Source organism: Cellvibrio sp. (assembly GCF_053579595.1).
The window spans coordinates 1-6,367 of the sequence record NZ_JBRFPI010000115.1; the positions used below are offsets into that span (position 1 = coordinate 1).

The 6,367-nt window shown below is 49.3% G+C and carries 8 protein-coding genes; 5 read left to right on the top strand and 3 right to left on the bottom strand.

The window, feature by feature from the left end:
* A partial coding sequence (radA, locus tag ACWA6V_RS09165; protein WP_449522198.1) for a DNA repair protein RadA occupies positions 1–1,027 on the top strand: 1,027 nt, incomplete at its 5' end.
* A gap of 6 nt (positions 1,028–1,033) precedes the next feature.
* Here the strand turns inward: radA and ACWA6V_RS09170 are convergent.
* The 3 genes from ACWA6V_RS09170 to ACWA6V_RS09180 form a co-directional block, all read right to left on the bottom strand.
* Complete coding sequence (locus ACWA6V_RS09170) at positions 1,034–1,798, bottom strand: substrate-binding periplasmic protein (RefSeq protein WP_449522199.1); 765 nt, start codon at positions 1,796–1,798, stop codon at positions 1,034–1,036.
* Between the two features lie 90 nt (positions 1,799–1,888).
* Positions 1,889–2,257 carry a PilZ domain-containing protein gene (locus ACWA6V_RS09175; RefSeq protein WP_449522200.1) on the bottom strand — a complete coding sequence of 123 codons (369 nt, stop codon included), beginning with the start codon at positions 2,255–2,257 and terminating at the stop codon, positions 1,889–1,891.
* Positions 2,258–2,325: 68 nt separating this feature from the next.
* On the bottom strand, positions 2,326–2,712 hold the full coding sequence (locus ACWA6V_RS09180) for a PilZ domain-containing protein (RefSeq protein ID WP_449522201.1): 387 nt from the start codon (positions 2,710–2,712) through the stop codon (positions 2,326–2,328).
* A 189-nt stretch (positions 2,713–2,901) separates the two neighbouring features.
* Here ACWA6V_RS09180 and ACWA6V_RS09185 point away from each other — a divergent pair, with 189 nt between their 5' ends.
* From ACWA6V_RS09185 to ACWA6V_RS09200, 4 genes are all read left to right on the top strand, one after another.
* Positions 2,902–3,810, top strand: a complete 909-nt coding sequence (locus ACWA6V_RS09185) for an ROK family protein (RefSeq protein WP_449522202.1) — start codon at positions 2,902–2,904, stop codon at positions 3,808–3,810.
* Position 3,811: 1 nt separating this feature from the next.
* Positions 3,812–4,675, top strand: a complete 864-nt coding sequence (locus ACWA6V_RS09190; protein ID WP_449522203.1) for an ABC transporter substrate-binding protein — start codon at positions 3,812–3,814, stop codon at positions 4,673–4,675.
* A 22-nt stretch (positions 4,676–4,697) separates the two neighbouring features.
* Positions 4,698–5,699, top strand: a complete 1,002-nt coding sequence (locus ACWA6V_RS09195; protein WP_449522204.1) for a FecCD family ABC transporter permease — start codon at positions 4,698–4,700, stop codon at positions 5,697–5,699.
* Positions 5,699–6,367, top strand: a 669-nt coding sequence (locus tag ACWA6V_RS09200) for an ABC transporter ATP-binding protein (RefSeq protein WP_449522205.1), incomplete at its 3' end; no start/stop codon positions are given. The genes ACWA6V_RS09195 and ACWA6V_RS09200, both read left to right, overlap by 1 nt.

Below are 6,367 nucleotides of genomic sequence, written 5' to 3' on the forward strand. Positions count from 1 at the left end.
GTGCAATCTGGCGCGCACTATGCCAGCGCTTTACATCACCGGTGAAGAGTCACTTCAGCAAGTGGCTATGCGCGCGCAACGTTTGGGTTTGCCCACTGACCAACTGCAAATGCTGAGTGAAACCAGTGTGGAAGGTATCTGCGCGATTGCGCAAAAGACCGCGCCCAAAGTGATGGTGATTGATTCCATTCAAGTCATGCATATGGAAGATATTTCCTCTGCACCCGGTTCAGTATCGCAAGTGCGCGAAAGCGCGGCGTATCTCACCCGTTTTGCAAAACAAACCGGCACCGTATTAATTCTGGTGGGGCACGTCACCAAAGATGGCTCACTCGCTGGCCCTAAAGTATTGGAGCATATGATCGACTGCTCCATTTTGCTGGAGGGCGATAATGACTCGCGCTTCCGCACCCTGCGCGGCAATAAAAACCGTTTTGGTGCCGTTAATGAATTAGGTGTATTTGCGATGACCGAACAGGGCATGCGCGAAGTGAATAATCCCTCGGCAATTTTTTTGCAGCGTGCGGAAGATGCATCCTCGGGCTCAGTGGTAATGGTGATGTGGGAGGGCACACGCCCGCTGTTAATTGAAATACAAGCCTTGGTAGATGACAGCCACCTGGGTAATCCGCGCCGTGTCGCCGTAGGTATGGATCAAAATCGTCTCGCGATGTTGCTGGCGGTTTTGCATCGCCATGGCGGCATTATGGTAGGTGATCAGGATGTATTTGTGAATGTGGTGGGCGGTGTGAAGGTGATGGAAACCAGCGCAGACTTAGCTGTGTTGCTGGCGATTGTCTCCAGCTTTCGCGACCGCATTTTGCCGCAGGATTTAATTGTGTTTGGTGAAGTGGGTTTGTCGGGTGAAATCCGTCCGGTGCCGAGTGGCCATGAACGTTTGCGCGAAGCAGCCAAACACGGATTCAAACGTGCGATAGTTCCTTTTGCCAATGCCCCGCGTGAAAAAAACCTGGGTATTGAAGTGGTTGCAGTAAAAAATTTGCAAGAAGCATTGGACGCACTCTAGGTAAAATCATTCAGGCACTTTCAATTCAATCACTTTGCGATTGAGCTGCTGTAACTGCTCCCAGGCCTGCTTGAAGTTGGGGATACCAAAAAATAGCGCATCGAGGCTGCCATCATCGCGGGCAATTTCCAATCCACGTTGAATGCGTTCTGCTAAATCGCGGTTGTCGTGATTCACAAAAAAATAAATCGGTTGTGGGTAGTGAATCGCCAGGTTTTGTTCAATTGCCAGTCCCGATTTACCGTAATGCTCCAATTCATAATTCACTTCCTGAATGCTGCGCGCCATGTAATCAAATCGTTTGACTTTTAGCATACGAAACATAGGTTCATAAGAGTAAGCGGTCACCAGCGGTAAACCATTAAATCGGTAAATATCGGTATCGCTCCAATGGGTTCCGCTGCCAATTTTAAATTTCTGTAGATCAGCTAAATTTTTTACTTGTTCAAAACGCGGTTGATCATCTGCGCGAATTAACAACAACCGATATTCATTGATGCCGCGGATTAAATTAAATTTCACGGGCATCAGTTCTGCTTCGCGCTTTTTATTGCTACTGCTCCAGATAATATCCAGTGTGCCATTTTTCACTAACAGGCGCGCACGCTCGCGCTTTACGTCGTGCATGTGGTAATTAAATTGGATACGTTCGGATGCATGGCGGGTTTTGTCCAGAGCCAAGCGTAAAGCCTGTTCGTAAAAACGGCTGGTCGATTCTGGTTCAAGTGAGCCTGCTTTAGGCAGCGTGATATGCAGCACGTCATTGGTCATGCCACTCGCCGTGCTGTTATGGACAAAAAGAGATAACAGGCACAAACATGCATAAAAAAATACAGCGTGTTGCATATAAGGGCTTACTGATTAGTGACTGTTTTCTATCTGGGTTAATAGTTCATAAAGCAATGTTTTATCAACAGGTGTGTCGGGTTGGAACTCAAACCCTAACAGGTGCTCGCGTACATGGATTAGCCGGCCATGCAGGCTGAGTTGTTTTTTGGGCGATGTGAGCAGGTTGATATCTTCCAATTGGATATGCACGCGCAGTGGGTCGCCTTTTTGCAGTAGGTGTTCCCCTAAAATTGCCAGACGTGCGCCGGACTCGGAGAGATCCAACACATGTGCTTCCCATTTTTTTGTGGAGTACTGTAAATCGGCATAAGCACGCAGCGGAAAGCGTGGGTGTCGGCGCTTGTCTTCATCGCTTAAATCGTCCGGTTTTTCTTCGCTCATTATTTTTGTTGGCTCCGCTGGTCGGGATTCTTTGTAGAGCCATCCTGGCGTTGGCTCCAAAGGTTGATTTAGTAATCACTGATTAATTCAGACAGCTCCCTTTCTGCTGCCAATGCATCGCCTAAATTCAATTCAATCAAGCGGCGTAAATGGCTTACGCTATCGATATCAATGGAGGTACACATCAAACCGGTTTGGTTATGATGTTGGTGCGCCACTGTCACCGACATGGCGATGCTGGTGTTATCGGACAGCAAGATTTTCACCAGGATCGGTTCGCTATGGACTACTTCCACTGGCAGTGTCTGTTGTAACAACAAACCTTTGAGTGAAATATCGAGCAGACTGGCGCGCCAGTGGAATTCACCCTGTGCGAGTTCAACATGCGCATCAAACAGGATGCGGCTAAATTTGCGGCGCTCATGGGCAGCGGCTGTTTTTTTTGTATCGGTCATATTATGTGCTTTTAGTCGCGAGTGGTCTTTCAGTAACTGGTGGGCTTATCCAGAGTACGGATAAGCCTGTTTTTGAGTGTAGTCCTTGGCGGCCGTTTCGCCATTATTGAATTTACCTGAGGTGGGTATTTGCCTCGGGCAAGGGGCGGCACCTATAATCCCGCCAGATTTGATAACAGGCTGATTCATATGACAGATTTTCGTATCGGTATCGATCTCGGCGGCACTAAAACCGAGGTGATCCTGCTCAATGGCAGTAGCCAGGAGCTGTTCCGTACGCGCATCCCTACAGTGCGCGACAATTATGATGCAACCCTGCGCGATATCGCCGGTTTGGTGGCGCAAGCGGAGGTGGCTGCAGGTGAAACCTTGTTGCCGGTCGGGGTAGGTATCCCGGGTACGATTTCGCGTAAGACCGGCTGGGTCAAAAATGCCAATTCAACCTGGCTTAATGGCAAGCCTTTTCAAAAAGATCTATCGGCATTTTTGATGCGCGATGTGAAAGTGACCAACGATGCTAACTGTCTTGCCGTCTCCGAAGCCACTGATGGTGCCGGTCGTGGGTATGATCTGGTGTTCGCAGGTATTCTCGGTACTGGCTGCGGTGCGGGAGTTGCCTATCAGGGTAGGCCGATTGTCGGACCCAATGGTGTAGCGGGTGAGTGGGGGCATAATCCCCTGGCCTGGACAAGCGATGCTGACTTAAATGCGCGCCCTTGTTACTGCGGCAAGGCGGGATGTCAGGAAACGTTTTTGTCCGGTACTGGTTTGTGTCTTTCTTATCAGTTAGCAACTGGTGAAAAAATCAAAGGGCATGAAATTGTGGAGCGCGCGCAAGCGGGTGAAGCGATTGCACAAAAAATCCTCGCCGATTATTTCGATCAACTCGCGCGTGGTTTAGCCTGCATCATTAATATCATGGACCCGGATGTGATTGTGCTTGGTGGTGGCGCTTCCAATATCGCGGCGATTTACACTGAAGTCCCCAAGCTCTTACCCAAGTATGTATTCGGGCGCGAGTGCGATACCCCCATAGTTCCGGCGGTGCATGGCGATTCCAGCGGTGTGCGCGGCGCGGCCTGGCTGAATCCACTTTAAGATGAAAATAGTTACTGCGGTCCAAAAGCCCATCCTGTTTGCGATGGGCTTTTTGTTTTTTATTTTGTCGAGCTTTTGTTTTTCACAAACAGCGGTAACAACACAAACAGCTCCGCAGCGAATTGCCTCACTCAATATTTGTATCGATCAATTGCTCTGGGAGTTAGTGCCGCACGAGCGGTTGGTGTCGATTAGTTACCTTACTGCTGATCCAGTTTGGTCGCCTATTGCCGCGCAAGTAAAAGGTATGCCGGTTAACCATGGTCTTGCGGAAGAAATTGTTCCGCTAAAGCCTGACGTTATTTTCGCGGGCGAGTTTGATCAGCGCAGTCCTATTGAACTGTTACAAAAACTTGGTAAACGAGTCGAACGTTTACCATTGCCGCGCACATTAGAAGATATTAACGACCAAATTTTGCAATTGGCCGATATGGTGGGAGAGCGTGCGAAGGCTGAGCAGATGGTAAGAGAAATCAGCGCGCAAATTGCCGAGCTGCAAGCAGCTAACCAAGGTAAAACACCGCTCACTGCTTTTTGGTATTCGGCAAACGGTGTAGTGATTGGCGATGGCACGCTGGAGCATGAATTTATGCAACTCGCCGGTTTGCGAAATTTGGCTGCAGAGCGCGGTATGTTTGGTTTTAACCAGCTCGATCTGGAGTTATTGCTCAGCGCTAAACCACAAATTTTAATTGTGGAGCAGGGCAGTGATGATGCCTATTCACTTGCGCGCGAATATCTTTCACACCCTGCATTGCGGCATGCCGATTTTAAAGTGATCACCTTACCGGCAGGTTTATCGGGTTGTGCTGCTACTGTAATCAGTGATGTTGCAACCCAACTGAAAAATTCCCTGGCGAAATAATTTACTTAACAGGTATTCACCCTTGCAGCCCCGAATCTCATTTACAACCTTAACCTTCTTACTGGTGCTGGCTATTGCAATCGCATCGGTCGTTGCACTCAACACCGGTCTCGCCGATATTGGTGTCATCAATGGTCTGCAGGATTTTTTTAACGGCGAACAAAGCCTCGGTGCCAATGTGGTCGGCCAAATTCGTTTACCGCGTCTAATTCTTGCGATTGTGATTGGCGCTACTTTGGGTATGTCGGGCGCGGCTATGCAGGGATTATTGCGCAATCCGCTTGCCGATCCGGGCGTGCTGGGTGTTTCCAGCGGGGCAGCCTTTGGTGCTATTTGTACATTGTATTTTGGTATTGCTGCCAGCGCATGGTATTGGCTGCCGGGTGCAGCTATTGCCGGGGCTTTGTTTACTTTATTTATGGTGTATGTATTAGCGGGGCTGCATAGCAGTATGCTGGCATTAATTCTCGCAGGTACTGCTATGAGTTCCATCATGGTTGCGTTGATTGCAATAACCTTGAATTTTGCCCCCAGTTTGTACGCTATGCAGGAAATTGTATTTTGGATGTTGGGTTCGCTGGCGAATCGCCATTTTGATCATGTCAGTATTGCATTGCCGCTCGCCGTTATTAGTTGGTTGATGATGCTCAGCCGCAGCCGTTTTCTGGATGCGCTTAGCTTGGGCGAAGACAGCGCGCGTTCGCTGGGTTTTAATAACCATTTGGAGCGCGGTGTTTTGTTATTAGGTATTTCCATCGGTGTGGGTGCATGTGTAGCAGTGAGTGGTGCAATAGGTTTTATTGGTTTGGTTATTCCGCATCTATTAAGACCCTTCGTCGGTTACCGCCCTGGTCGGCTAATGGTGGCTAGTGCGCTCGGTGGTGCATTGTTATTGGTGCTCGCCGATATTTTAGTGCGCCAATTCGATAGCGCGCGCGAATTAAAAATCGGTGTGGTTACCTCATTAATTGGCGCACCATTTTTTCTGTTATTAATTTTAAAAACCCGTTCACGGTGGGCGTGATGATGACGACAACTCTCAGTGCCCAACAGGTTTCTTTTGCGCGCGATGGCAATGTCATTCTGGATAATGCAGATTTAGCTTTATCGCAGGGTGAACTAGTCGGTTTGATCGGCCCCAATGGCGCCGGTAAAAGTTCGCTCCTGCGGATGATGGCGGGATTGCAGCAGCCTGACTCCGGACAGATTTATTTATCGAACGAAGCTTATCCACACACATTACTAAACGATTTTTCCGGGCGGGAACGCGCACAATTATTGGCGTATTTATCGCAACAGGAAACACCCGCATGGCCGTTGCAAGTTGAGCATTTGGTTGGCTTGGGGCGTGCACCCTGGCATAAACCCATGAGTGGCAAATCAGAACGCGATAAGCAGGCCATTGGGCGCGCGCTTGAGATCACTGAGTTGCAATCGCTGCGCCAGCGGATCGTGACTACACTTTCCGGTGGTGAGTTGCAGCGCACCTTGCTGGCGCGGGTATTTGCTGGTGAGCCGCAAATTATTCTCGCTGATGAACCCATTGCTGCGCTCGATCCCTACCATCAGTTGCATATGATGGAATTGCTTGCTGAACACGCGCAGCAGGGCGGAGCTGTTTTGGCGGCACTACATGATTTAAGTTTGGCCGCCCGTTTTTGTTCGCGGTTGGTGCTATTGCATCACGGAAAA